The sequence below is a fragment of the Tessaracoccus sp. SD287 genome (genome assembly GCF_017355265.1).
In the GTDB taxonomy this organism is placed as follows: domain Bacteria; phylum Actinomycetota; class Actinomycetes; order Propionibacteriales; family Propionibacteriaceae; genus Aestuariimicrobium.
Genome location: NZ_JADIJQ010000006.1, coordinates 55,460 through 78,292 on the forward strand (window position 1 = coordinate 55,460; position 22,833 = coordinate 78,292).

Sequence of the window (22,833 nt, forward strand, 5' to 3'; positions counted from 1 at the left end):
ACGCGCTGATAGAGTGGCGGGTGTGACGCAGATTCGTATCAGCCAAGCGGGTGAACTGCTCGGAGTCAGCGACGACACCGTGCGCCGCTGGATCGACCAGGGGCAGCTGTCGGCCAGCCCGGACGGGTCAGGCCGACAGGTGATCCAGGGCGCAGACCTTGCCCGTTTCGCGCAGGACCGGGCCAACAGCGAGCGTCCGCACGGCACCTCGGCACGCAACGTCTTCACCGGGCTGATTACCCGGGTGGTCAGCGACACGGTGATGAGTTCGGTGGAACTGCAGTGCGGCCCCTATCGGGTGATGGCGCTGGTCAGCACCGAGGCCGTCCGCGACCTGGGGCTGGAGCCCGGCACGATTGCCAGCGCCCGCATCAAGGCCACCAATGTGGTCATCGACCGTCCGGACAACCCATGAAACGCCTGTTCGCCCCACTCGTCGGCCTCGCGCTGTTGCTCAGCGGCTGCGGCACCAGCACCGGTGCGGGCAACCACGACGGCGTCGTCACCGTCTTCGCCGCAGCATCGCTGAGGTCCGCCTTCGAGACCATGGCCCCCGAGTTCACCGCGGCCGAGGGCGTCAACGTCACCTTCAGCTTCCTCGGCTCCCAGGACCTGGTGGCGCACCTGGCCGGGGGTGCCAGGGCCGACGTGTTGGCCACCGCCGATGAGACATCCATGGCCAAGGCTGCCGACCAAGAGCTCGTCGGCCAAGCCGCGATCTTCGCCCGAAACACCCTGGTGCTGGTCACCCCGCCCGGCAACCCGGCCGGCATCACCGGCCTTGACGCGTCGCTGGACGGCAAGAAGCTGGTCATCTGCGACCAGGCCGTCCCCTGCGGCAACGCCACCGCGACCCTGGCCAAGAAGCTGTCGGTGACCCTGAGCCCGGTCTCCCAGGAGCAAAAGGTGAGTGACGTGATGGCGAAGATCACCACCGGTGAGGGCGACGCCGGGGTCGTCTACGCCACCGACGCCGCGTCCGCCGGTCAGCGGGTCACGACTGTCCAGATCAAGGGTTCCGAGCAGGTCATCAGCACGTACCCGATCGCCCTGACCACCGAGCCGACCAACAACGCCGGCGGACAGAAGTTCCTCGACTACGTCCTGTCCGCGGCGGGGCAAAGGGTGCTGGCCGCCCATGGCTTCCTGGCGCCGTAGGGGTGACCAGGTGAGCACCCGTCCCGCCCTGCCCCGGTGGCTGGCCATTCCAGCGGCACTGGCCATCGTGTTCCTCGCGATCCCACTGGTCGGGTTGTTGGTCACCCTGCCCTGGGCGCGCCTGCCGGCCCTGCTCGACACCGAACCGGCGCGCGCGGCGCTGTGGCTGAGCCTGCGCACCTGCGCGGCCTCCATGCTGCTCTCGATCGTCTTCGGCCTGCCGTTGGCGCTGTACCTGTCGCGGCTTTCGGGACGGTCGGCCTTCGTGGTGCGCACGCTCTCGCTGCTGCCCATGGTGCTGCCGCCGGTCGTCGCCGGCCTGGTGCTGCTGGTCACCCTGGGCCGCCGCGGACTGATCGGCCAGTACCTCGACCAGGTCGGCATCACCATCGGCTTCACGACCACCGCCGTGGTGATCGCCCAGACCTTCGTGTCGATGCCCTTCTTCGTGGTGGCCGTCGATGGAGCCCTGCGGACCCTCGACCCCGACCATGATGTGGTCGCCGCGACCCTGGGGGCGACCCCGAATACGGTGCTGCGCCGGGTGACCCTGCCCATGGTGCTGCCCGCCATCGTCAACGGCGCCGCCATGGCTTTTGCCCGTTCACTGGGCGAATTCGGTGCCACGCTGACGTTCGCCGGGTCCCTGCAGGGGACCACCCGGACCATGCCGCTGGAGATCTACCTGCAGCGTGAAGGCGACCTGGACGCCGCACTCGCGCTGGCGTTGGTCCTGATCGTGGTGGCCGTGGTCCTGATGGCCGGCTCCGCGTTGCTGCAGCGTCGGTGGAGTCGGGCATGACCGAGGCGGCGTGGCGGGTCGCGGCCAGCGTCCAGGCCCGGGGGGTGGACCTGGAACTCGAGGGGGCCGCCGGACGGACGCTGGCGGTCGTCGGCCCCAACGGTGCCGGCAAGTCGACGCTGCTGCACCTGATTGCCGGACTGGTGCGTCCGGACGGGGTTGGTGTCGTCGAGATCGACGGCCAGGTGGTCTCCCGCGCGGGTGGGCAGGTGCCCGTGCACCGCCGGGGGGTGGTTCTGTTGACCCAGCGTGCCCTGCTCTTCAACCATCTCAGCGTGCTCGACAACGTCGCCTTCGGGGTGCGCGCCCGTGGCGTCGGTGCGAGGGATGCCGCCGCCCGGGCGATGGTCGAGCTCGAGGCGGTCGGGCTCGCCGAGTTGGCCGGTCGTCGTCCGCGCCACCTGTCCGGCGGACAGGCCCAGCGGGTCGCCCTGGCCCGAGCGCTGGCCACCGACCCGGCGGTGCTGATGCTGGACGAACCGCTGGCCGCCCTCGACGTCGAGGCGGCTCTGCAGATGCGTTCCCTGCTCGCGCAGCGGTTGCGTGGGCGCACGGTGGTGCTGGTCACCCATGACTCGCTGGACCTGTGGACCCTGGCCGACGACGTAGCCGTCCTGGAGGGCGGACGGGTCCTGCAACTCGGTGCCCTGGACGCCGTGGCCGAACGTCCGGCATCGACCTTCCTGGCCGGCCTGCTGGGCACCAACCGGTTGGTCGGCGTGGCCACCTCGACCGACACTTTGCGGGTCGGGGGCGACGACGTGGTCGGAATTCCATCCGCCGCTGATCCCCCGGCGGTCGGGGAGCCCACCATGGGCCTGTTCGACCCGGCCGCAGTGGTGCTGCACCCTGCCGACGACCGTCCCCATGGCAGTGCCCGCAATGTGTGGCCGGTGGAGGTGGTCGGTGTTGAACCGCGAGGTGCCCTGGTGAGGGTGCGGGTCCGACTGGGCGGCGGGCAGGTGATTGCCGCCGATGTCACCGCCCGCAGCGTCGCCACGCTCGGGCTGGGTGGTGGCAGCCTCGGTGGGTCAGCGGGGGAGCGACCGGTCCGGCTGCTGGCGGCCGTGAAGGCAGCCCAAGTGAGTTGCGTCGCCGACAGTCATCGGGTGGGAACAGGTTCTGCCTGAAGTCGAGAACCTTGGGGACCTGTTGCAGCGCACCTGCTGTCTCATCCCGCGGCTCTGTGAACGCCGCGTCCATGCCGACGTGCAACGGCTGACAACCGAGTCTGGGCTACCTGCGACACGCGATTGTGGAGTGCCCACGTCCCGAGTGATGCCTATGCAGTCGACGTCACCGTTCCAGGGGCGCCACTGCTCCAGCCAAGAAAGTGCCCGAGAATTCCTGATTCGGGGTTGTTCTCAGCGCCACCAAGGCATAGAATAGTACAAACGTTCGAGTCAACGGTGATTCGGGCATGGTTCACACAGAGGCGGGGTGGTCCGAATGGGATCCAGCGCAAGAACTACCAGTGGCCCGTGTTTCAGTGCTGCGGGTGCGCGGCAGAAGCTGGTCGAGTTGAATGCGGCCTTCGAGGCGAAGAAGCGTGCCGAGGCCGAGCAGTTCCGCTGTTTCGCGGAGTTCGCCGACCAGTACCGCTACGTCCCTGATGAGGGTCCGGTGCTGGCCGGTACCGAGCGGTTGATGCAGTGGGGCGGGGACGGGACGCCTGGGGTGGCGGAGTTCTGCACCCTCGAAGTGGCCGCCGCACTGAGGATGTCGGAGGAGAAGGTCCGTATTGAGATCGGCTTGGCCCTGGCGGTCCGGCACCGGCTGCCTCACCTGTGGGCGCGGGTCATGTCCGGTGGTTTGCGGGTGTGGCAGGCCTGCGAACTCGCGTCGGCCACCCACAAGTTGTCCTACTACCAGGCCCTGGACCTGGACGAGGAGATCGACATCCTGGTCGAGTCGATGGCGTTCACCCGGGTGCTGGAATTGGTCAAGGCCCGCGTGATGGAGACCCTGCGCGAGGACGCCGAGTCCGACCATGCTGCGCAGTTGGCCAGACGTCGGGTGGAGTTCGGCGAGTCCTGCCTGGGGGTGACCGACGTGACCGCGGTGGTGGGGGCGGTGGATGCGACGGTGCTGGACCGCCAGCTGACGCGGTTGGCGATCCTGCTGCGCCAGGGCGGCTCGACCGAGACCCTGGACGTCCGCCGCGCGCAGGCACTGGGCCTGTTGGCGAACCCGGCGCGGGCCCTGCAGTTGCTGCAAGCCGCGCTGACCGACCAGTTGCCGGATCTGGACCTGGATCAGGTGTGCCCGGCTGAGGGTCAGCCGGGTCATACCTGCGGGATGGTCACCGTCGACCCGGAGCGGTTGTTGCCGAAGGCGGAGGTCGTGGTGCACATCAGCGGCTCGGGTCTGGAGACCGGTGCCGGGCTGGTCCGCACCGAGGGCATGGGTCCGCTGCTGGCCGGCTGGGTCAAGGACCTGCTGGGCCACACCCGGGTGACGGTGAGGCCGGTGCTGCATCCGGACAACCTGGTTCCGACCGATGCGTATGAGTGTTCGCACTGGATGCGCGAATGGGTCCAGCTCCGCAATCCGTATGAGGTGTTCCCGTTCTCGAAGAAGACCTCCCGGCATGCAGATCTGGACCACACCATCACGTGGAAACCACCACTGGCCTGGGATGCGACCCGTGACCACTGGATCGACCAGTTGGCCGAGAGCCACAACCGTCACGGTCATGATGATCGCGTTGGCGTTGGCGGGGCCGAGGGTGCTGGTGATGGCTGGCTCGACGACCGGCCGTCGGCGGGTCGAACCAAGGGCGGGCGGACCCCCTCGACTCGGCCCGGCAACCTGGGCCCGCTGTCCCGCAAGGTGCATCGAGCGAAAACCTTCGGCGGCTGGCAACTCACCCAGCCCTCACCGGGCACCTTTCTGTGGCGCTCACCACTCGGGTTCGGCTACCTGGTCACGCCGTCCCACTCCTGGATGATCGAGGACCCGTCGGGCCAGATCCTGCCCCGACAAGAACATCCGGCACCGTCAGCACTCGCCAGCTGACACCGCGAGCAGCCAGTACCCGCCGTCACCCCGGCGGGTCACTGGCATGCGCTGATGGGCAGCAACGGCATGGAGCGCGCTTCTCGGGGGAGCAACGGCGAGCACTCCCATCGAGCCCGGGTACGTCTTGATCAGGGCGCCGCGTCCTTTGAGTCAGACCTCGCCCCGGCGACCTGGCGCCGCGACGCGCCTAACGCAGGAACGCCTTGATCAAGGGTGCCGCGTCCTTCGATCCGGACGTCCCGTCCGCCACCAGCACCGCGATCGCCATGTCGCCTCGGTACACCACCATCCAGGCATGCGTCCGGGGAGGGTTCGCGTTGCCGTACTCGGCCGTCCCGGTCTTCGCACCGGTCACCACACCGGCCAGGGACGAGGCCGCCCCACCATTGACGGTGGCCTTCATCATGGCCTGCATCTGGGCGACCTCGTTGGCGTTCAGCGGCTCGGCCGTGGCGGTGGGCTGCTTGCCCTTGACCAGCCATGGCACCACCGTCCTGCCACCAGCGATCGAGGCGCCAAGACCCGCCACGGCCAACGGCGAGGCCAGGATCTGACCCTGACCAATGGCGTTGGCGGCATTCACCACGGGGTCGTCGCTGGCCGGCACCTGGCCGTAGAACACCGGGAAGCCTCCATCGAAGTCGACGCCGAACCCGAGCGAGGCGGCAGCCGAGGCCAACGCTCCCTTGGGCAGGGCCGCCGCCGCCCTGATGAAGGCGGTGTTGCAGCTGTGCGCGAAGGCGTCCGACAAGGTGATCCGTCCGACCTTGCCCGCGGGGTAGTCGCTGTAGTTCTTGAAGGTGCGTCCATTGACCACCGTCGTGGCCGGGCAATCGACCATGGTCTGGGCACTCATCCCAGTGCGCACCATCGCCAGGGCCGTCACGGTCTTGAACGTCGACCCCGGTTCGTACTGCCCAAAGGTCGCGAACGGCTGCCCCTCGGCGGCGGGCGATTCGGCGGCGGCGATCACCTCACCGGTCTTGGCATTGACGGCCACCAGTGCCGCCACCCGCTTCTCACCGGCCAGGGTGTTCTGGGCACGCTGCTGCCACTCGGTGTTCAGCGACAGCTGCAACGGGGCGCCATCGGCCGGCTCCTGGGCATGCAGGGTCAGGTCGACGTGCGGAGGCTCCGAAGGCCCCGGCGAGGGGGCGTTGCGGCGTTTGACCAGCATCACCAGGTGACCGCTGGTGCCGCGCAGCTGCGCGTCGTAGCGCAGCTGCAGGCCGGTCAGACCGATCTGGTCACCAGCCTCGTAGGCGCCCTTGCTGGCCTTGGCCTGTTCCTCGGTGGCCTTGCCGACAGTCCCCAGCAGCGAACCGGCGAAGCCATCGGTCACCGCCACCGTGCTCTCCACGGTGACGGTCGTGGCGCCGGGAATGGTGTACAGCGCCTCCGGCACCTGGCTCTTGCGCACCGTGGTGGCCAGCACGAAGGCCAGGGCACCGTGCGCTGCGACCTTGCGCTGGTAGCCGACGACATCGATCTTCATCGTCTCGGCGATGCGCTTGGCCGAGTCCGCCCACTGGGTGGCCGGGGTGTTCTGCTTGTCCAGACCCACCTGGTACAGGTCGCGGGACTCCATCACGGCCTTGCCGCTGGCATCCAGGATCGGCGCCCGGGTCGGCAACTCCCGGGTGTGCCGCATCCGCGTGGTCGCGGTCACCTGTTCGTGGACGATCTCCGGCTTCCACACCACCCGCCACTGGCCGGCGACCAGGTTCAGCCCGGCCGTCGTGGTGAACTGCCACGGCTTGTCACCCATCGCATAGGTCTGCTCCAGGGTGACGCTGGCCACCCCGTTGCCCCGGTAGTCGATCGGTCGGACCACCACCGAGGGCTTGTAGCCGTCCATGCCCGACATGATGGTGGCGTAGTCGTCGGCGGCCAACTTGGCCGCGGTGGCGGGGTCGCCGATGACCGGCAGCCGGGACAGATCACCGGTCTGCAGCGCGTTGGCCAGTGCGTCGACCGCCCCCACGGCCTCGGGCTCACCGGCCGGCGGCTTGCCGTGGGTCACCCCCGGCGTCGTGCCCACATCGTCCGGGTCATCGGCGTCGATCCTGGAACAGCCACTGAGGGCCAGGCACAGCGCCAGGAGCACGGCCAGCCAGCGCAGCCGAGGCGTGGGAACGGAACGGGTCACAGAGGACATGGGTCGGGCTCCTCAAGGGGGTGGTCATCACCATAGTTGTCGACGACAACCAGTGTTTGAGACGCCACGTCCCAGATACGGAACAGCGTGGCGCAGCCGCGGTGGCCGGTGCAGAATGAACCGCGTGAGCAGGGTAGCTGTCGTCGAGGACTCGGACGTCATCCGGGCGGCGGTCGGCTCTGCGCTGCGGTCCCGGGGGCACCGGGTCAAGCTCCTCGCCGACGGGACCGATCTTGAGTCGGCGCTGGTGCAGGGACGACCCGACGTGGTGATTCTCGACGTCATGCTGCCCGGCGGCCGTGACGGGTTCGAACTGCTCAAGGTGGTGCGTCGACTCAGCCGGACCGGCGTCATCATGCTCTCGGCCCGCGACGAGGTCGAGAGCCGTGTGCGTGGCCTGACCGAGGGTGCCGACGACTACATCTCCAAGCCGTTCACCATGTCCGAATTGCTGGCCCGGGTCGAGTCGCTGCTGCGCCGCGTCGGTGACGACGGTCACGTGGTCACCGTCGCTGACCTGAACATCGCCGACGATGCCACCAAGGTCGAGCGTGACGGGGTCGAGGTCACGCTGACCGACACCGAGCGCAAGGTTCTGGCCGAGTTGGCCAGGTCGCCGGGTCGCGTGGTGTCGAAGACCCACCTGTTGACCTCGATCTGGGGCTACGAGGGCTATGACGAGAACATCGTCGAGGTGCATGTCTCGTCGTTGCGTCGCCGGCTCGAGGCGCTGGGTCCGCGCCTCATCCACACGGTGCGGGGTCGGGGATACAAACTGGACCAGCCATCGTGAGGCATCGCGCCTCGATGCGGACGCGTATCGTGGCCGCGATCTCCGTCGTGCTGCTGGTCACCACCTCCCTCGTGATCCATACGGCGAGCCGTGCCCACGCCCGCGCCCTGGAGCGGTCCACGGCGGCCACGCTCGACGCACGTACCGCGACCGTGGCCAGCGTCGCGACCGACTCCGCTGACCTGGCCAACCTGCAGCAACGACTCGGCCCCCACACCACCAGCCTGAGCATCACCACGGCCGACGGACGCCAACTCGGCGCGCCCCTGCCCGACCCTCTGGACAGCACCGACCACCGGTACCGGGTCATCCTGCTCGAGGGCAGCGGTGACCTGGACGGGGCCACCGCGACCCTGTGGATGCCGGCCGACCTGATCATGGCCGACCACCATCGGTTGCAGCGCAGCCTGGTCCTGGTCGGGTTGGCGGCGGTGGCCGCGTCGGTGCTGGTGACGATGTTGGTGACCGACGCGGCACTGCGCCCGGTCGACAGGATGCTGGACGAACTGGAGCGCTCCGAACGCAAGGCCACCGAGGCAGAGGCCTACGCGGTCGCCGCCCACACCAGGATCCAGGCCTTCTTGGCCGACGCCGCCCACGAGTTGAAGACGCCGCTGGCCGGCATCCAGGCGGCCGCCGAGGCCCTGGTGCACCTGCCCGAGAACGCCCCCGGGCAGGAACGCGAGGAACTGGAGTTCCTGTTGGGTCGCGAGGCCAGCCGCGGCGGCCAGCTGGTCAGCAGCCTGCTGGAGGCCGCCCACGTCGAGGTCGGTGGGCAGGTGGACCCGGTGCCGTTGGCGGTGATGCCCCTGCTGCAGGCCGAACGTCGGCGGCTGCGGCTGGCCCAGCCCCAGCTGGACGTGCAGATCGAGGGCGACCACGTGACCGCCATGGCGGACCGTCACGGCTACGTCAGTGTGCTGCGCAACCTCATCGAGAATGCCTCGACCGCGGCGGGTCCGCAGGGCTGGGTGCGGATCGTGTGCCACGAGGTGTCGGGGGACGGTCGCCCCATGGTCGAGGTGACGGTGATGGACTCCGGGTCGGGCATTCCCGTCGACGACCGTGAGCGGGTCTTCGACCGTCTGGTGCGCCTGCCCAGCACGGCCAGTTCGCGCCGGGGCTCCGGTCTCGGACTGGCCATTGCGCGCGGCTACGCCAGGGCGATGGGCGGGGACGTGGTCCACGGCAGCGTGGCGCACGGGGTGGAACTGCCTGGCCCGGTGGGCGCGGTGTTCGTGGCCCGGGTCCCTGCCGCGTGAGCCGTCAGTCCTCGCCGGTGGTGCTGTAGTTCGGTTGCCACGCGGCCGCCGGCTTCCACTCGCCGACCCCTTGCTGACCATAGGTGGGCGGCGTCCACTCCCTCGGCTTCCAGCCGGTCGCCAGCTCCTCGACGGCAGAGGGCGTCTCACCCAACCCCATCGGTGCGGTCAGCGCGAACGGGGCAGGCGTCCACTCGATCGGCTTCCACGCAGTGCTCAGCTCCGGGTTCTCCAGGCTCGCCGAGACCGGATCAGCCGCGGCCGGTTTGAGGGCCGGTCGCTCGGTCAGCTCAATGGGGGCGGTCCGCAGGATGTCATCGGGGTTCGGCCCGAAATCGTGGGGCAGCTTGCTTGCTGGCAGGGCTGCCGGACGCGGGTGCTGTTGGGCGGGGCGTTGCTGGGCTGGGCGTTGCTGGGCCGGACGCTGCTGGGTCGGGCGCTGCCGACTCGGCTGGCGGCTTGGCTGCCGACTCGACTGCTGGGCCGGCTTGCCGGGGGGCAAATGCTCGTTCGCCGTTTCGACGATGCTGGGCACCCTGCTGACCACGAAGGTGGCCACCTGGGTCTCGCTGAGGGTGCCGACGTCCATCCAGAACAACTTGCCGGGCAGCACGCCCAACCGGCGGAAGTTGCGGGGGCCGATCCGGCTCAGCAGTTCGGAGCCGCCCGGAGGCATCGAGCCGCGCACGTTCACCTCGTTGCGACCGTCGCTGACGGCCTCGAACAGGGGGCCGTGGTAGTCGGGCATCCGGAAGATCATGAAGGTGGGCGCCGGTGAAGTGCGTGCCGACTGGAAGACGTGGACCTGGCGCCGGTGGGCCCGGCCACTGCGCACGTTCCAGATGCCGGTGCTTGGCAGCACCGGATGGTTGCCCTTCCACTCCTGCGCCAGGGAGTCGGCGCGCTGGGTCAGGCTCCACCCGGGCGGTTGGCGTGGGTCGCGCAGGTCGGGTCGCGGCCGCCGCTGGGCATCGGCGGCCTTTGACGGGGCGGGTCCCTTCTTGCTGGACCTGCTGATCACGAAGCCGATGACGGCCATCACCACCAGGACGGTGAAGAAGTTCGCTGAGTTCTCGGTGCTGCCGGTGGCGACGAGCCCAATGCCCAGGACGATGGCGCCGCCGATCAGGATGGATCCGCACGACTTCATGACTCTCCTTCGATGGACGCACCAACTCGTCCAAGGCTACCCAGAGGCGGGTCGGGGGGAACCGCGAAGGGCCCCGACCGTGTGGTCGGGGCCCTTCGCGGATGGCTCAGCGCTGGTCGAGCGGCACGTAGTCGCGCAGCACCTCACCGGTGTAGACCTGGCGCGGACGCCCGATCTTGCGGGCCGGGTCGGACTCCTGCTCGCGCCACTGGGCGATCCAACCCGGCAGACGACCCAGGGCGAACAGCGCGGTGAAGAACTGCGCCGGGAAGCCCATGGCCTCGTAGATCAGACCGGTGTAGAAGTCGACGTTCGGGTACAGCTTGCGCTCGATGAAGTACTCATCGTTCAGTGCTGCTTCCTCAAGCTCCAACGCCATGTCGAGCAGGGCGTTGGACTTGCCCGACGCACGCAGGATCTCATCAGCGTGGCCCTTGATGATCTTGGCGCGCGGGTCGTAGTTCTTGTAGACCCGGTGGCCGAAGCCCATCAGCTTGCGTCCGGACTTCTTGTCCTTGACCTGGCTGACGAAGGTCTTGGTGTCGATGCCGTCGCGGCGCATGTCGGCCAGCATCTCCAGGACGGCCTGGTTGGCGCCGCCGTGCAGCGGACCGGACAGGGCGTTGACGCCGGAGCTGATCGAGGCATAGATGTTCGCGTCCGACGAGCCGACCATGCGCACCGTCGAGGTCGAACAGTTCTGCTCGTGGTCGGCGTGCAGGATGAAGAGGGTCTCAAAGGCCCTGACCACGGTCGGGTCGAGCTGGTACTCCTCCTGCGGGGTGCCGAACGACAGCCGCAGGTAGTTCTCGACGTAGCTGAGCTTGGTCTGCGGGTACAGGTACGGCTCACCCACCGAGCTCTTGTAGGCGTAGGCCGCCAGGGTCGGCATCGAGCCCAGCAGACGCAGCGTCGACTCCTGGATGTGCTCGGGGTCGTGGGGGTCGAGGGTGGTGCGGTTGTAGGCGCCCAGACCGACGACACCGGCGGCCAGGACCATCATGGGGTGGGCGCCGCGCGGGAAGGCGCGGTACACCTCCTTGAGGCGCTCGTCGATCATCATCCGGCGAGCGATCTTGCCCTCGAACTCGGCGAGTTCGTCGGCCGAGGGCAGTTCGCCGTAGATGAGCAGGTAGGCCACCTCGAGGAAGGTCGACTGCTCGGCCAATTGTTCGATCGGGTAACCGCGGTAGCGCAGAATGCCCTCGTCACCATCGATGAAGGTGATCGAGGACGTGCATGAGGCGGTGTTCACGAAGCCAACGTCCAAGGCCACATGGCCCGTCTTGGCGAGCACCTTTGAGGCGTCGAAGCCGTTCTGCCCCGTGGTGGCGGGAATGATGGGCATGTCGACGCTGGTGTCGCCGAGGTGGAGAGTTGCGGCATCGGTCATGGGGTCGGTTCCTCCTTGAAACGAGACGACCCGCACGGGCACGCCCACGGGTCACGTGGTGCACAGACTATCGCGCTGGTCCGTGCGCGTGAAAAAATGCTCAAACCTGTTCGGGCAAGCTCAGTCGCTGACGCAGGTCGTCAAAGGACTGCTCCTCGAGCCGGGCAATGCCCTTCTCGGTGGCATGCCCCAGGAACAGCGCGTCGGCCAACCGCGAGAACTGGACGTCGCCGCCGGGCAGCGCACCGCTGATCTCCAGCATGATGAAGCCGTGCACCCCCGCGTACCAGGTGGTGCAGATGTCGTCGATCTCACCGCTGACGTACCCGGCGTCCATGGCCAGTCGGACCGCCGCCGCGAGGGGTTCCAGTGACCGCGCCCTGGCGCAGAGGACGGCCTCGGAGTCGAGTCGCCCGTCGGACACGATGTGGAAGCGTGCCGGGCTCTCCAGTGCCCACCGGCGGTAGCCCATGCCGAGCCCGAGGATCCAGGTCAGCGGATCGTCATCGCGCACCGCCTCCAGGGCATCGCTGAAGCTGCTCACGGCCTGCTCGGCGACGGCCTCGAGCAGGGCGTCGCGGGAGCCGAACAGCGAGTAGATGGCGGTGGTTGAGGTATCGAGTGACTCTGCCAGGGGCCGCAGGGCGAAGGTGTCGCCCTTTTCGGCCACCAGGTCGGTCGCTGCCTCAAGCAGTCGCTGGCGAAGGGATTCGTCGTGCAATTTCGGTCGGGCCACGATTGGTTAGTCTAGTCATGTATTTGGGGCAGGATGACCAAGGCGCGCGAACAAAAACGCCGTCGTGTCTCAGGCTGCGTTCAGGATCGTTGGCCGCGCCGCCGCGGCGTCCCGGACGGTGACCCCGGCGGTCGGACCGACCCGCCCACACCATAGGCTCAGCCCATGACTACTCGTGTCGAAAAGGACTCCATGGGCCCCATTGACGTGGCCTCCGACCGCTACTGGGGCGCGCAGACCGAGCGCTCGCTGCACAACTTTGACATTGGCCGTGACACCTTTGTCTGGGGCCGCTCGATGGTGCGCGCCCTCGGCATCCTGAAGAAGGCGACCGCCCAGGCCAATGGCGAGCTGGGCGAGCTGCCCACTGACGTGGCCGACCTGATCGTCCAGGCCGCGGATGAGGTGATTGCCGGCACACTGGACGACCACTTCCCATTGGTCGTCTTCCAGACGGGGTCGGGCACCCAGTCGAACATGAACTCCAACGAGGTGATCAGCAACCGGGCCATTGAGATCGCCGGTGGTGAGCTCGGCTCCAAGGCCCCCGTGCACCCCAACGACCACGTCAATCGCGGCCAGTCGTCCAATGACACCTTCCCCACGGCCATGCACATTGCCGTCGTCCTGGACCTCGTCGAGAAGCTGTACCCCAGCGTCGCCGAGCTGCGTGACTGCCTCGACGGCAAGGCGCGCGAGTTCGCCGACGTCGTGATGGTCGGTCGCACCCACCTGCAGGACGCCACCCCGGTGCTGCTGGGCCAGGTCATCGGCGGCTGGGTCGCCCAGCTGGACTTCGCCATCAATGCCGTGAAGCAGGCGGAGGGCGGGGTGCGTGAGCTCGCCATCGGCGGCACCGCCGTCGGCACCGGACTGAACGCGCACGAGAAGTTCGGTGCGCTGACTGCCCAGAAGATCAGCGAGGAGACCGGCACCGAGTTCGTCCAGGCACCGAACCTGTTCGCGGCGCTCAGTGCCCACGACGCCCTGGCCGAGGTCTCCTCGGCGCTGCGCACCTCGGCCATGGCCCTGATGAAGATTGCCAACGACGTCCGCTGGTACGCCTCGGGCCCCCGCAACGGCATTGGGGAACTCGTCATCCCCGAGAACGAGCCCGGCAGCTCGATCATGCCCGGCAAGGTCAACCCGACCCAGTCCGAGGCTCTGACGATGGTGGCCACCCGCGTCTTCGGCAATGACGCGACCGTCGGCTTTGCCGCCAGCCAGGGCAACTTCCAGCTCAACGTGTTCAAGCCAGTGATGGCCCACGCGGTGCTGGAGTCGATTCGGCTGATCGCGGACGGCTGCCGCAGCTTCACCGCCCACTGCGCCGTCGGCATCGAGCCGAACCGGGCGGTGATCGAGGACAACCTGTCGAAGAACCTGATGCTGGTGACCGCCCTGAACCGCCACATCGGCTACGACAAGGCCGCCGCCATTGCCAAGCACGCCCACAAGGCCGGACTGAGCCTGCGCGAGTCGGCCATCGCGTCGGGGCACCTGAGTGCCGAGGAGTTCGACGCCTGGGTGGTCCCCGCCGACATGACCCACCCGAACAAGGCCTGATCCGCCGCGTTCGACCAGTTCGCGTCGCACCAGCGGCCCGCCCCGGGATGGTTCCGGGACGGGCCGCTGGTCGAGGGCGTGAGTGTCAGGCCAGCGTCTGGATGCCGTCCCAGTTCTGGTCGATCTGTCGTGCCGAACTCCAGCGGCCGGGCCCGGCGTTGGCGTAGAAGAACATCTTGCCGTCGCTGCGCACACCCACCAGGTCCCAGCGACCGTCTCCGTTCATGTCGCCGGGGCTGACGGCGTGCAGGAACGTCGCCCAGCCGTGGCCGACCACGTTGACCGAGCTGATGTTGCCGGTGGCGGTCATGTTGTAGCGGTACAGCAGGCCGTTGGTGCCAATGGCCATCAGGTCGGGGGTGCCGTCGCCGGAGAAGTCACCGACGCTGAAGATCTTGGCGATGGCGTTCCAGTGCTGGCCAATCTTGGCGGCGCTGTAGATGCCGGTGGGGCTGACCTGGTAGCGGATCAGGTCGCCATTGGCCGCCCGTCCGAGCAGCCACGGGTGCTGGTTGGTGGCCGTGCTGCGCTTGTTCACCACGGCCATGATGCTGATCCCATTCCAGTTGGTGCCGACCTGGTTGCTGAATCCGCGCTTGCCGACGTCCATCATGCGCTGGAAGTGCATCTTGCCGTCGGTGGTGCGCACCAACAGGTCGGAGGCGCCGTTGACGTCCATGTCGGGCAGCTTCGACATCCAGGTGATGCTGGGACCCACGACATCGGACATGTGGAAGGACACGGGCTCCAGCGACGGGGTCACCGTACGGAAGGTGTAGAAGTTGAAGCCGAAGCTGCCGTTGAGGTCGGCCCGGGAGTCCCCGGAGTAGTCGCCGTGCACATAGCTGGTGCCCGGGGACTTGGGTTCGCGCACCTTGAGGATGCCCTCCCACTCGGTGGCCGGCAGGATGTCGATGCGCGTCTGGCCGCTCAGGATCTTGTGGAAGGCCATCTGCAGCGGTTCTTCGGTGCTCATCAAGTCGCCGCTGACGCAGGCGTTGTTCGCCAGCCAGCTGTTGGGCAGCGAATCGGTCCACTCGGTGAAGAAGAACGTGCCGTAGTTGTAGTTGGTGTAGCTGAAGGTGTAGGTACCCACCGGCAGCGCCGCACCGGTGTAGTTGCAGACCTTGACGTGCGTGCGCCAGTGCCCGCTCATCTGCTGCGGATAGTTGACGAGCAGGGAGACACCCAGTTGGGTGCCGCCATCTGCGAAGTTCACCCAGGGCACGTTTCCGGGCTGGGGGACGGCGGCCTTGGCGGGTTGGGAGGAGGCCAACCCGAGGCCGAGTGCAAGGGTCAGGCCGAGGGTGGCCGAACCGAGTCGGCGCAACAGGGTGCGTCCGAAATGTGTACGGGTCATGGCACCATGGTCGCTGTCGTAACGCAGTTTTGAAACCCCCCATTTCGGCCACCCGGATCCCGCCCCGCGCACGGGATCCTGAGAGCAGTCGAAGAATCAGCTCAGTTGGGGTGGGGTCCTGCTGAGACCGCCTCGTGGACGGCGCGCAACGCCATCCACCACTGCTTCTTCGGGCGTCGGAACTTCGGGTCGAGTTGCTCGTGCATGTGCTGCAGATTCTGCCCGAACGGTCTTCCATCGACCACGCGGTGACTGTTATGTTCTCGTCCAAGTCCGATCCCTTGCCACACCGGCGTGGTGAAGTACCTCAGTGGGCGGTCCCGTACGCTCAGGGCGGCCAAGAAAGGCCCCGCAATGCGTCCCCGACCTTGCCTGCTCATTGTCCTCCTGATTACCTTGCTGACCGTCATGTCTCCCGCGATCGCCGACGCTCGTGTCCTTCCTCGGGAAGCCAACTCACCCATCATCACGATTGACGATCCGGGGTTGCGGGTGTGCCTCTCGGCGAATTTGGCTCTGCTTCCCGGGACGCCGCTCAGGGCAGCAGATTTGGGCAACGTGAGGAGCTTGCTCTGTGATCGGGCTGACACGATCCGCGATCTGTCCGAACTCGAACATGCACCGAACCTCGTCAACCTCCAGGTGTATTGGCAGAACCTGGGGGCGGTGACCCTGCCGGCGAACCTGACGGCCCTCGAGTCCGTCGACCTCTATGGCAACAAGATGACCTCGCTGGTCATCCCGCCCACGTTGACCAGTCTGCGGCGGATCGAGGCGACGGGGAACCAGCTCTCCTCCCTGACCATCCCGGAAACGCTGGTCAGTCTCGCGTACGTAGACCTGACCTGGAACGAGCTGACGAGTTTCTCCCCGCCCGAAACCCTGACGTCGCTGACCACGTTGTTCCTCGACCAGAACAGGATCACGAGCCTGACCCTGCCGGACACGCTGACCAGGTTGCAGAGCGTGCATGCCACCAGCAACCTGCTGCCGAACCTGGTAGTCCCCGAGAGCCTGACTGAGCTTCGTTCCCTTGAACTGGGTTCCAACCGGTTGACCGACTTCACGGTCCCGTCCACAGCCACGAAATTGTGGAGGCTGGGGTTGGCGGAGAACCGGCTCAGTTCGCTGATGGTGCCCGCCGAACTGGTGGACCTCGAAATTCTCAAACTTCACGAAAACCAGCTTTCGAACCTGTCGTTGCCCGGCAGCCTGGTGAAGTTGCAGTACCTCAACATCGCCACGAACCAGCTCACCACTGTGCACGTGCCGGACACACTGACAGCCCTGTACTACGTCGAGCTGATCGAGAACCAGTTGGCGGACCTGTCGGGTCTGGCCTGGGCGTCGCCAGGAATCGTCCGGGCAGAGCGGCAACGACTCGTCCTTCCGGCCGCGGAAGTGGGCGTGCCCTACCGCATCAACGTTCTGGACGAGGCAGGCAAGCCCGTGGTCGTCACCGCTCCCACCCACGTGACGGCCAGCGGGAGCTTGCTCAACTACTCGCAGCCGGGCACCTATGAGGTACCTTTCTCCGGCTCACGAGCCGGTCACTACGACGGCATCATTGTGCAGAAGGCTCTCCAGACGACGCCTGCACCGGCCTCGGGTGTCTTCGGTGACCACACCGGGGACGGTATCGGGGACCTGTTCGCCGTCGATGGCGCTGGGCAGTTGATCTTTCACCGGGGCTCCGCCAAGGCCCCCGCCAGCGAGGTCGGCGTGGTCGGTACAGGGTGGGGCTCGATGACATATCTGGCCCAAATCGACGACCTCACCGGGGACCGGCGCTCGGACCTGTTGGCGCGGCGTGGCACGGACCATTCCCTGTGGCTCTACCGCTCAGTGGGTGGGGGTTCTGTGGCCGCCTGGAAGCAGATGGGCAGCAACTGGGGCGGGATGGACCAGATCGTTCCGGCGGGCAACCTGGCCGGGGGATCCACCCAGTACGTGGTGGCTCGGCGCGCCTCGGACGGAGCCCTGTTCCGTTACACGGTGACTGCCAATGGCTTGACCGACATCAAACACATCGGGAAGAACTGGAACGGCATGACGCAGATCCTCTCCGTCGGCGACGTCAGCCTGGATGGTCGCTCCGACATCCTGGCGATTCGTTCGGACGGAATGCTGTGGTCCTATCTCGGTACCTCCAACGGAGGCATCGGCCCGGCCACCCGGGTCGGGCGCGGCTGGGAGGGTTTCACGCGGGCCTTCTCGGCCGGTGACCTTTCCGGCGACGGAGTGAGGGACCTGGTCGGTCAGCGCAAGGACGGCGTGGTCTTCATCTACGAAAACAAGCACGGGTACTGGGGCGTGCCGACTGCGATCATGACGGCACCAGCTGACTACCAGTTGATGGCCTAGTAGTAGGGCGCCTGCCCCATTCGCACCCCCCGGATCGCGCCCCGCGCACGGGATCCTGAGAGCAGTCGAAGAATCAGCTCAGTTGGGGTGGGGTCCTGCCGAGACCGCCTCGTGGACGGCGCGCAGCGCCATCCACCACTGCTTCTTCGGGCGCCGGAACTTCGGGTCGAGTTGCTCGTGCATGTGCTGCAGCGGCGCCTGCTCGATCGCCGAACCCACCTGCCCGATGTACCAGCTGTTGGGTTCCTCGGGCGAGGCGAGTTCCCCGGCCAGGATGTCGATGCCGCGGCTGACCAGCCGCGTCGCCATCAGTCGGTCGAAGGGGGACGGGTTCGCCCCTTGCTGGATGTGGCCCAGGATCGACTGCCGCACGTCATAGGCGTCGCCGCCCGCCTCTTCGAGCAGGCGGGTGAGGAAGTCAGTGGTGAAGTGGGCGTTGGCGTTCTCGTTGCGGACGGCGAGGAAGAGTCGCCGTCCGGTCTCGAACTCGTTCTTCAACCAGTGGACGTCGTCGGTGAGCGCGTCCAGGGTGATGCCCTCCTCGTGCAGGTAGACGCGTTCGGCACCGCCGGCCAGTCCGCCCATCAACGCCAGGTAGCCGCAGTAGCGGCCCATGGTCTCGACCACGAAGCAGCGCTGGGCCGCCGACCCCGACATCTTGATCTTGTCGATGGAGTCGACGATCGCGTTCAGCGCCGAGTCGGCACCGATCGACAGTTCTGAGCCGGGCAGGTTGTTGTCGATGCTGGCGGGGATGCAGACGATGGGCAGGCTGAAGGCGGGGTAGCGGCCGCGCTCGTTGTGCAACCGCCATGCCCCCTCGTAGGCATTGAAGCCGCCCACCACGAGCAGGGCGTCGACGTGGTGGTCCTCCAGGGCGCGGTTGATGGCGTACATCTCCTCGACCTGCGGCAGGGTGCGCCGGGTGCCCAGTACCGAGCCGCCCTCGGCTGTCAGCCCCTCCACCTCTCGCCAGCTCATCTCGTTGATGTCGCCCTTGCGCAGGCCCTCGTAGCCATTGCGCACGCCCAGCATGGTGAACCCGCGGGAGATGCCGAGCCGGACCGCGGCCCGCAGGGCGGTGTTCATGCCCGGGGCCAGTCCACCGGCATGCAGGATCGCGATGCGCTTGGAGCCCGGGACGGCCTGGGTCAGCGTGGTCGAGATGAGTTCGGCATGGATGCGCGCCGAGGAGGCGAAACTTGAGCCGCGCAGGGCCATGGCGCCCTCGTAGTCGTGGTTCTCGATCAGGGTCGGCACCCGGTGGGTGTCGGCGACCGACTGCTGCAGGCTCAGCCGGGTCGTCCGGTTGCCGTGGATGCCGATCACGGATGCCTCACTGGCGGGGGTGGCGTGCAGCACGTCCTGGACGGCCTCGTAGCCGAGCCAGGTGCTGGCCCACCGGTCGTAGGCGCTGGGCGCGCCACCGCGCTGGACGTGTCCCAGGATGGTGACCCGGGCGTCCTCGCCGGTCTGCTCGCGGATGACGTCGGCGATGCGCTGGCTGGTGATGGTGGCGCCGGACTGGTCGCGGGCTCCCTCGGCGACCAGGACGATGGAGTCGCGTCGCCCGGCCGCGCGACCCTGGCGCAGACCCTCGCACATCGAGGTCTCCCAGTCGACCGGCGGCGGGTTCTCGGGAATGAACACGTAGTCGCAGCCACCGGCGATGGCGGCCATCAGCGCCAGGTAGCCGCAGTGGCGACCCATCACCTCGACCACGAAACGACGTTGGTGGCTGGCCGCGGTGCTGGCCAGGGCGTCAATGGCGTCGACGATGCGATGCAGGGCGGTGTCGGCGCCAATGGTCATGTCGGTGCCGACCAGGTCATTGTCGATGGAGCCGACCAGGCCGGTGATCATCAGGGACGGGTGCGCCGCCACCTGCTCGGGGGTGAGGTCACCGGACTCGACCAGTTCGGTCAGCAGGCTGGGCCATTCCTGGCGGAACAGGTCCAGGCCGGACAGCGACCCGTCACCGCCGATCACGACCAGGCGGTCGATGCCCCGCTGCACCAGGTTGCGCGCGGCCCGGCGGCGCCCGTCCCGCTCCCGGAACTCCGGCGAGCGGTAGGTGCCGATGACGGTGCCACCCTTGTGCAGGATCGAGCCGACATCCTCCCAGCCAAAGGCGCGAATGCCGTCACCGCCGTCGATCATGCCCTGGTAGCCCTCGAAGATGGCGTAGACCTCGGCGCCCAGGGTCAGCGCGCTGCGGACCACGGCGCGGACGGCGGCGTTCATGCCCTGGGCGTCGCCACCACTGGTGAGGAGTCCCAGCCGGGGCGTGGGCGCAGCTGCCGCGACGGTGGTGGTGTCGCTGGCGGCGGGGTCGAGTTCAGTCACGTCCCCATTCAAACACCGGGCCTCGACCCGTGACACAGCGGTTGCCAAGAGTTACACCGGGAGCCCCGGATAGACTGGAGCCCACACGATCTCGTGCACGCCGATGTCGTGCACGGACAGGACCGGGTGGCAGGAGGACAGATGTCCAGGCGGGTGCCCCGACGCCTCGTCCTGGGCGCTGCCGCAGCGGGCCTGGCCGGGTGTGTCCGTCCCGCGGCCGACCCACCCGACGCCTCGGTTCCCACGGCACCGTCGGTCAACGCATCCTCGGCCAGCGGCCCCGCCACTCGTAGCCCCACCACTCGAAGCCCGGCCACCAGCAGTCCGGCGGTGCGGCCCCGGTCGCTGACCACGGTGATGTCGGGCGACCTGCTGTGGCACAACACCTTGTGGTTCACCGCCGCGAACGACCACCGGCGCACCGGCAAGGGCGACGAGTTCGACTTCGACCCCATGTTCGCCGCGATGAAGCCCCTCATCATGGGGGCCGACCTGGCCATTGCGCACAATGAGGTGCCCTTCGCCGAGCGTGGCGGGCCCTACCGCAACTACCCGTCCTTCGCCGCCCCACCGCAGATCGCGGCGTGGATGGCCACCATGGGCTGGGACCTGGCCACGACCGCCTCCAACCACAGCCTCGACCAGGGTTTCACCGGGCTGGCGCGCACTGCGCAATTGCTGCGCGACGCCGGCATGGGGGTGGTCGGCACCCACGTCACCGAGGTCGACGCCGGCAGACCGCTGGTGATCACCCGGGCCGGGGTGAGGGTCAGCGTCGTCAGCGGCACCTATGGGCTGAACGGCATCGGGTTGCCGCCGGGCAAGCCCTGGTGCGTGGACCTGTGGGACGTCGATGCGATGATCGCGCGGGCCAGGGCGGCCAGGGCTGCCGGCGCCGAGATTGTGCTGGCGCACCTGCACGGTGGTGAGGAGTACCAGATGCGTCCCAGCGTCGACCAGGTCGCCCGCGCCACCGCCCTGGCCCAGTCACCCGAGATCGACCTGGTCTTCGGCGAGCACGTCCACGTCGTCCAGCCCATCACCATGGTCGACAACACCTGGGTGGTCTACGGCATGGGCAACATGGTCGCCCAGCACCACGACACCGTCCCGCGGGGCTTCGAGGGCATCACCGTGCGGTTCACCTGGACCGAGCAGGACGCGCCACTGCCGGGCAAGCGTGGCCGTTTCATGGTCACCCGGGCCGAGTACATCCCCACCCTGGTGACCAGCCACCTCACCGATGGCCACGCCAGGCTCTATCCGGTCAACCAGGCCCTGCGCTCCGGGACGGGCCCGCAGGCCCGGCTGAGGACGGCCCGGGAACAGACCCGGCAGGCGGTGCATTCGCTGCAACCGCCTGCCGGACTGGTGGAATCGTAGGAAACGGGGCGGACTAGCTGCCGCTCTTGCGGCGGAAGGTGCGCTTGCCCCCGGCCTGCCCGTGCGGGCCGCCGGGAACAGTCGGACCCTTCGACGGTCCGGCGGCTGCCGACCCGTGCTGCTGCTGCTTCTTGCGCTCGAGCGCCTCGCGCATGGCGTCGCGAGGGTCGGGGCTCTCGGTGCCGTTGCCGGTCTTCGGGTCAGTCATGGGCACCACTGTGGCACAGCGAACCGGCGGCGAGGAAGCGAATAGCTCAGACCTGCTGGGTCCAGCCACGGCTGTCGGGGACGCGCCCGTACTGGATGTCGAGCAGGCTGGTCCGAATCGCCTGCGTCTTCTCCCCGACCTGGCCATTGGCCACCTGCACCTGCCAGTCGGGAGCCTTGAAACCAGTGATGGGGGTGACCACGGCGGCGGTGCCGCAGGCGAAGGCCTCGATGATGCTGCCGTCGGTGACCCGCTCACGCAGTTCGTCGACGCTGATCGGACGCTCCACGCCGACCAGGTCATGGTCGGGTGCCAGCTGCAGAATCGAGTCGCGGGTGACCCCGTCCAGGATCGAGGGCGATTCCGGGGTGAGCAATTCTCCGTCGGAGGTGACGAACATGATGTTCATGGTGCCGCACTCCTCGAGCCAGCGGTGCTCGGCGCCGTCCAGCCACAACACCTGGCCGCAGCCCTGCTCGGCGGCCTCGTCGGCGGCGATCAGGGACGCGGCGTAGCTGCCACCCGTCTTGGCCTTGCCGGTGCCGCCCGGGGCGACCCGGGAGTAGTTCGGTGTCACCCACAACCTCATCGGCTGGTTGTAGTAGGCGCCGGCGGGGGTCATCAGCACGCAGAAGGTGTACGACTTGGCCGGCCGCACCCCGATCAGTCGCTCGGTGGCGAAGGTGAACGGGCGGATGTAGAGGTTCTCCTCATGCTTGTTCCCCGGCACCCAGCGACGGTCGAGGTCGACCAACTGGCGCACGGCGTTCAGGAAGACCGGTTCGGGCAACGGCGGCATGCTCATCCGTTCCGCCGAACGCGCCATCCGCGCCGCGTTCATCTCCGGACGGAACAGGCGGATGGTGTCGTCGTCGAGGCGGTAGGCCTTGAGGCCTTCGAAGATCTCCTGCGCGTAGTGCAGCACCGCCGAGGACGGATGCATGGCGATCGGGCCGGTGGGAACGATCCGGTGGTCGTGCCATCCGCGGCCCTCCTCCCAGTCGATCAGCACCATGTGGTCGGTGAAGTGCGCCCCGAAACCAGGATTGGTCATGATCTCGGACAGTTGCGCCTCGGACACCGCCGCGGAATTGGGCGTGACCGGGAATGCGCCTGCAGGGGAATGTGCCATG

General features: G+C 67.8%; 18 protein-coding genes. 10 read left to right on the plus strand and 8 right to left on the minus strand.

Annotation, left to right across the window (positions count from 1 at the left end):
• The first annotated feature begins 22 nt into the window (after positions 1 to 22).
• From IPV09_RS03870 to IPV09_RS03890, 5 genes are all read left to right on the plus strand, one after another.
• The gene (locus IPV09_RS03870) at positions 23 to 415 is read left to right on the plus strand and encodes a TOBE domain-containing protein (RefSeq protein ID WP_207473822.1); all 393 of its coding nucleotides are present in this window, start codon (positions 23 to 25) and stop codon (positions 413 to 415) included.
• Complete coding sequence (gene modA, locus IPV09_RS03875; protein ID WP_207473823.1) at positions 412 to 1,158, plus strand: molybdate ABC transporter substrate-binding protein; 747 nt, start codon at positions 412 to 414, stop codon at positions 1,156 to 1,158. The genes IPV09_RS03870 and modA overlap by 4 nt, the downstream gene beginning before the upstream one ends.
• A 10-nt stretch (positions 1,159 to 1,168) precedes the next feature.
• Entirely contained in the window at positions 1,169 to 1,960 is a 792-nt protein-coding gene (locus tag IPV09_RS03880) for an ABC transporter permease (RefSeq protein WP_370590209.1), read from the plus strand.
• Entirely contained in the window at positions 1,957 to 3,090 is a 1,134-nt protein-coding gene (locus IPV09_RS03885; RefSeq protein WP_207473828.1) for an ABC transporter ATP-binding protein, read from the plus strand. Before IPV09_RS03880 ends, IPV09_RS03885 begins: the two co-directional genes overlap by 4 nt.
• A 391-nt stretch (positions 3,091 to 3,481) precedes the next feature.
• Positions 3,482 to 4,978: a DUF222 domain-containing protein gene (locus IPV09_RS03890; RefSeq protein WP_207473830.1), complete on the plus strand. Its 1,497-nt coding sequence runs from the start codon at positions 3,482 to 3,484 to the stop codon at positions 4,976 to 4,978.
• Positions 4,979 to 5,168: 190 nt separating this feature from the next.
• On the opposite strand, the gene IPV09_RS03895 is transcribed toward IPV09_RS03890, so the two are convergent.
• Positions 5,169 to 7,139 carry a penicillin-binding transpeptidase domain-containing protein gene (locus IPV09_RS03895; RefSeq protein ID WP_207473832.1) on the minus strand — a complete coding sequence of 657 codons (1,971 nt, stop codon included), beginning with the start codon at positions 7,137 to 7,139 and terminating at the stop codon, positions 5,169 to 5,171.
• Between the two features lie 124 nt (positions 7,140 to 7,263).
• Here IPV09_RS03895 and IPV09_RS03900 point away from each other — a divergent pair, with 124 nt between their 5' ends.
• Together IPV09_RS03900 and IPV09_RS14570 are read left to right on the plus strand one after the other, a co-directional pair.
• Entirely contained in the window at positions 7,264 to 7,932 is a 669-nt protein-coding gene (locus IPV09_RS03900; RefSeq protein WP_370590210.1) for a response regulator transcription factor, read from the plus strand.
• A gap of 29 nt (positions 7,933 to 7,961) precedes the next feature.
• Positions 7,962 to 9,194 carry a HAMP domain-containing sensor histidine kinase gene (locus IPV09_RS14570; RefSeq protein WP_207473836.1) on the plus strand — a complete coding sequence of 411 codons (1,233 nt, stop codon included), beginning with the start codon at positions 7,962 to 7,964 and terminating at the stop codon, positions 9,192 to 9,194.
• Between the two features lie 4 nt (positions 9,195 to 9,198).
• Here the strand turns inward: IPV09_RS14570 and IPV09_RS03910 are convergent, their stop codons facing one another.
• From IPV09_RS03910 to IPV09_RS03920, 3 genes are all read right to left on the minus strand, one after another.
• Positions 9,199 to 10,344, minus strand: a complete 1,146-nt coding sequence (locus IPV09_RS03910; protein ID WP_207473838.1) for a hypothetical protein — start codon at positions 10,342 to 10,344, stop codon at positions 9,199 to 9,201.
• A 106-nt stretch (positions 10,345 to 10,450) separates the two neighbouring features.
• Positions 10,451 to 11,737, minus strand: coding sequence for a citrate synthase (locus tag IPV09_RS03915; RefSeq protein ID WP_207473839.1), 1,287 nt, complete (start codon positions 11,735 to 11,737; stop codon positions 10,451 to 10,453).
• 100 nt (positions 11,738 to 11,837) lie between these two features.
• On the minus strand, positions 11,838 to 12,473 hold the full coding sequence (locus IPV09_RS03920; protein ID WP_207473841.1) for a TetR/AcrR family transcriptional regulator: 636 nt from the start codon (positions 12,471 to 12,473) through the stop codon (positions 11,838 to 11,840).
• A 165-nt stretch (positions 12,474 to 12,638) separates the two neighbouring features.
• Between IPV09_RS03920 and fumC the strand changes: the two genes are divergently transcribed.
• The gene (fumC, locus tag IPV09_RS03925) at positions 12,639 to 14,039 is read left to right on the plus strand and encodes a class II fumarate hydratase (RefSeq protein ID WP_207473844.1); all 1,401 of its coding nucleotides are present in this window, start codon (positions 12,639 to 12,641) and stop codon (positions 14,037 to 14,039) included.
• 85 nt (positions 14,040 to 14,124) lie between these two features.
• Here fumC and IPV09_RS03930 read toward each other — a convergent pair whose 3' ends face one another.
• Entirely contained in the window at positions 14,125 to 15,399 is a 1,275-nt protein-coding gene (locus tag IPV09_RS03930) for a VCBS repeat-containing protein (RefSeq protein ID WP_207473846.1), read from the minus strand.
• A gap of 408 nt (positions 15,400 to 15,807) precedes the next feature.
• On the opposite strand from IPV09_RS03930, the gene IPV09_RS03935 reads away from it, so the two are divergent.
• The gene (locus IPV09_RS03935; protein WP_207473848.1) at positions 15,808 to 17,763 is read left to right on the plus strand and encodes an FG-GAP-like repeat-containing protein; all 1,956 of its coding nucleotides are present in this window, start codon (positions 15,808 to 15,810) and stop codon (positions 17,761 to 17,763) included.
• A gap of 78 nt (positions 17,764 to 17,841) precedes the next feature.
• Here IPV09_RS03935 and IPV09_RS03940 read toward each other — a convergent pair whose 3' ends face one another.
• Positions 17,842 to 20,043, minus strand: coding sequence for a 6-phosphofructokinase (locus tag IPV09_RS03940; protein ID WP_255521196.1), 2,202 nt, complete (start codon positions 20,041 to 20,043; stop codon positions 17,842 to 17,844).
• A gap of 207 nt (positions 20,044 to 20,250) precedes the next feature.
• On the opposite strand from IPV09_RS03940, the gene IPV09_RS03945 reads away from it, so the two are divergent.
• Entirely contained in the window at positions 20,251 to 21,492 is a 1,242-nt protein-coding gene (locus IPV09_RS03945) for a CapA family protein (RefSeq protein WP_207473849.1), read from the plus strand.
• A 13-nt stretch (positions 21,493 to 21,505) separates the two neighbouring features.
• Here IPV09_RS03945 and IPV09_RS03950 read toward each other — a convergent pair whose 3' ends face one another.
• Both IPV09_RS03950 and IPV09_RS03955 read right to left on the minus strand, forming a co-directional pair.
• Complete coding sequence (locus IPV09_RS03950) at positions 21,506 to 21,700, minus strand: DUF5302 domain-containing protein (RefSeq protein WP_207473850.1); 195 nt, start codon at positions 21,698 to 21,700, stop codon at positions 21,506 to 21,508.
• A gap of 46 nt (positions 21,701 to 21,746) precedes the next feature.
• Positions 21,747 to 22,832 carry a branched-chain amino acid aminotransferase gene (locus tag IPV09_RS03955; protein WP_207473851.1) on the minus strand — a complete coding sequence of 362 codons (1,086 nt, stop codon included), beginning with the start codon at positions 22,830 to 22,832 and terminating at the stop codon, positions 21,747 to 21,749.
• Position 22,833: the final 1 nt, after the last annotated feature.

Coding starts and splice junctions, on each gene's coding strand:
- modA (WP_207473823.1), top strand. CDS start 412: ATGAAACGCCTGTTCGCCCCACTCGTCGGCCTCGCGCTGTTGCTCAGC.
- IPV09_RS03885 (WP_207473828.1), top strand. CDS start 1,957: ATGACCGAGGCGGCGTGGCGGGTCGCGGCCAGCGTCCAGGCCCGGGGG.
- IPV09_RS03895 (WP_207473832.1), bottom strand. CDS start 7,139: ATGTCCTCTGTGACCCGTTCCGTTCCCACGCCTCGGCTGCGCTGGCTG.
- IPV09_RS03910 (WP_207473838.1), bottom strand. CDS start 10,344: ATGAAGTCGTGCGGATCCATCCTGATCGGCGGCGCCATCGTCCTGGGC.
- IPV09_RS03915 (WP_207473839.1), bottom strand. CDS start 11,737: ATGACCGATGCCGCAACTCTCCACCTCGGCGACACCAGCGTCGACATG.
- fumC (WP_207473844.1), top strand. CDS start 12,639: ATGACTACTCGTGTCGAAAAGGACTCCATGGGCCCCATTGACGTGGCC.
- IPV09_RS03930 (WP_207473846.1), bottom strand. CDS start 15,399: ATGACCCGTACACATTTCGGACGCACCCTGTTGCGCCGACTCGGTTCG.
- IPV09_RS03935 (WP_207473848.1), top strand. CDS start 15,808: ATGTCTCCCGCGATCGCCGACGCTCGTGTCCTTCCTCGGGAAGCCAAC.
- IPV09_RS03945 (WP_207473849.1), top strand. CDS start 20,251: ATGTCCAGGCGGGTGCCCCGACGCCTCGTCCTGGGCGCTGCCGCAGCG.
- IPV09_RS03950 (WP_207473850.1), bottom strand. CDS start 21,700: ATGACTGACCCGAAGACCGGCAACGGCACCGAGAGCCCCGACCCTCGC.
- IPV09_RS03955 (WP_207473851.1), bottom strand. CDS start 22,832: ATGGCACATTCCCCTGCAGGCGCATTCCCGGTCACGCCCAATTCCGCG.